Annotated in this window: 1 protein-coding gene; it reads right to left on the bottom strand. The window is 43.4% G+C overall.

Annotation, left to right across the window (positions count from 1 at the left end):
• Nucleotides 1–2,915: 2,915 nt before the first annotated feature.
• Nucleotides 2,916–3,134, bottom strand: a 219-nt coding sequence (locus tag D5R40_RS38490) for a hypothetical protein (RefSeq protein WP_205127791.1), incomplete at its 5' end; no start/stop codon positions are given.

The following is a 3,134-nucleotide window of genomic DNA, read 5'->3' as shown; positions in this document are numbered from 1 at the left end:
GAAGCCTTCAGTATGTACTTCGACCACAACCCTGGAAATACCGACCTACAATCCTGGAATACAATTAACGATAATACAGCTAGCGGCGCACAAGCATTGCGAGCTCTGGGAGGAATTCAAGGCGATAAAGGCAGATAGGGTAACTTGCCAAAAGCAGTACATAGCTACTAGAAGACCTAATAGTGTGTGTTTTCTCATAATGTTTGCGATTGGGGGCCTCGCCATCAATCACAAACAGGACTCTTATGCGAGACTAACGTATATGAAAGATATACATGAAAAAGCAAGGCTTTTCCTTTTTCATTTCTCTTTAAAATGGTGTGGGAAAATTGTGGGGCCTGTCTTAGACGATGACAGAGCCCCAAGACACTTTTGTTCAGTGTGTCTAGATAAGTAGATAGAAGAGTTGGTCTTAGAGAATATTGTATTAAACGCAGCCATCTCGCAGCTAAATGAGCAAAAAAGAGTAATGGATAATATAGTATCCTAAAAGATTCCGCGCGGGGAACCTCACTTGTGTCTAACTTTAAATCATTTCTTTATTTTGAAGATGTTCTAAACTGCAATCTTCATCCAGGATTCCAAAATTTGTTTGGCAGCCTGGAGACTTCGGATGCCGCCTCACAAGAATCAGATGGCGATTCGCTCTGCTTCATGCGAATCCGATTTCATGCCCTTGTAGAAATGAAAGCCATAATCGCATTGAATATAGGGCTCATAATACGGCGACTGTGGGTTTTCCAAAATAGCACCGCAGTTATTATTTTAGAATGATCCGTTCAAAAGCCCAGTTCCTTTGCGATCAACGAGTTAGCAATCCATCAAAAGAGATAACTCTTCGTACAGGGCCAAATCGGTCCCTCAACTATCGTGAAAAGCTAAACACCTCCTCCTGTTCAAAATTTATCCAATTCAGTATATGGCTCAGTCGTTCCTGGATATTGCTAACATATCGTCAGGAATCAGCATACTTCACGTCGGTGTCCACCTGAACATGTACATACCCAACTGAGGATTTTTCTCTAATCCTCCTTGAGACTTCCTTGAATTCGTTCTATTTTTTGCTCTTGTATGGCCTCTTCAAAATAGGCTGATATTTCATAGCCATTTCTGAAATGAAGCACTTGTTCTCCCCCTAATAAATTACCTGCACCGTCGGATATCTGAATCGCGCATCGCGAATGTTAAACCACTACCTAAATCGGAGAATTCTTCCAAGGTCGGAAGCGTTCCTGGCCATCAGGGTTAATGTGGACATAGGAGGACTGAATAAATAGCAGAAGGCTTGTCTTATTCGAACCGCCCTACCCGGGCCGCGACAACTGGTGCAAGTCACTCAATGCAACTGATGCATTGTTGATGATATCGTATTGGCATTGGGAATATCCGAAACCCGTTTCAATGATTTGGTACAAGACCAATACTCAAATGTCCATCAATGAAATCCAGAGGGTTTTCTCCAGCTGCTTAGGATCCATTTGCCCATGAGCTGTTCCTACATCTACATCAGGACACATCCTTCGGATCTCGCCGTCACTCGGGCAAGGTCTTAACCCCATTATGAACAAAAAAACCTGGCCACTCGATGCACCCTCATAATAGATGGCTTCCTTTATCAGTTCCTGATTGAAAATACCACTTCCGTATGGATAGGCTGGCGGTTGGGCGTGCCGTTCGGATAACCGAAGGTCTCTGGCCGCCATAAACTAAATTGCAAGGTACGAGGTATGGGGTTGCAGTCAGGGGTAAGCGTATCTACATTTACCCTTAAGGTTACGGTAGTTTTTCCTTTGCAGAAACACCAAATTTTGTTCCTCGTCAACACCAAAGTCCCAAATCTTAAAGCGACCTCTTTGTTGAGCAGTGCATGTGTACCGATTACAACTCAATACTACCTTCTGAGTTCTTTAAATAGACTCTTTTTTGGGCGGCAGTTCTAAGCGATTGACGTAGTCCACCTTGATACCAAATGTCTTAAGGCGTTCGCTAAAGTTCGATAGTGTGCAAGCCAGATCGAGTAGGTACCAGAAAGGCGACCTGTTGCCATCGGAACGGCTTTGAAGGCGGCACGATGGCTATCTCGGTTTTGCCAAAACCAAATCTCCACAGATCAAAACGATCATGAAGGGCTTGACATGTCTTCCTTACCCGTGTAGTCTTTAGTTGTTCTGGAGTGTCTTCGTATATAAAGGGGGCTTCAATTCATTTGAGTAACCATCCTCGGAAAGCATGCCCTTTGTGCAGACGCTTGGCGTATAATTGAGTCACTCACCTGCAATTCCTTGACCTTCTCTGGTTCGGCTCTTAAGGCTCTTCCACGCCTCCGATCCAACTTGTTTAGTTTGGGAACAATGCCTTCTTCCCACTGTACTTAGAAATCCTTATGTAGGGAGTTGATGGATACGTAGAGTATATCTTGTTCTTATAATTAAGCGCACGGATTCTTGAAATGACCATTGATATCAATCTTTTCAAGCCAGAAAACGACCTACGCATGGTCATGTGCGTAACAAATCTCGGGACCGAAGTTCTCTTAAAGCTTGAGATTAATGCTCGGTCTTTGGTGAACCCCCTTCGCAGCTTTATCTGTGGAATCGATCAAAGATTTATGATCCGTAAAGCATGCGATCTTTAAATCCTTATCAATAAACCCTTGGTATAGAAACGGGAACAGGATGGAAGTTGACTTCGGCCTTAGGTCATCAAAGATCGCGTAAAGCGCTCGATTTTGCTTCGCGTTTCCGTAGGTATAGTTGTTAATTCCCTCTTTGCTCTGATCATTTAAAGTATCATCAGTAGACAAGTTCTTATTAAACTAGGTTGTGATGCGCTGATAGACAAGAAGTATTGTACACAATGGGCTGCACCTGTCGGTAAGTCCTACAATGTGGTGCTGCTCTATATTAATGATTGCATTAGGGCGAGATGAAGGCACGATCCCGGAATATCTCTGCCAATTCTCCCTCATCCAACACCGTGATTGTTTTAGCAAACTGTTCCGCCTTTTCGAAGCAGATGGCTAGACTATCCAATAATACCTGGAAATCCTTGACCCAAATCACCGTATTTTCGGGAAGGACATTAAAGATCGAAACCTTTTGATCCTGCTGAAACTTTGTATTGATATTCGGAAC

Origin of the sequence: Okeania hirsuta (assembly GCF_003838195.1) — a bacterium.
Lineage (GTDB): Bacteria > Cyanobacteriota > Cyanobacteriia > Cyanobacteriales > Microcoleaceae > Okeania > Okeania hirsuta.
Note: the sequence above shows the minus strand (reverse complement) of the source record. Positions and strands in the feature narration are given on the sequence as shown.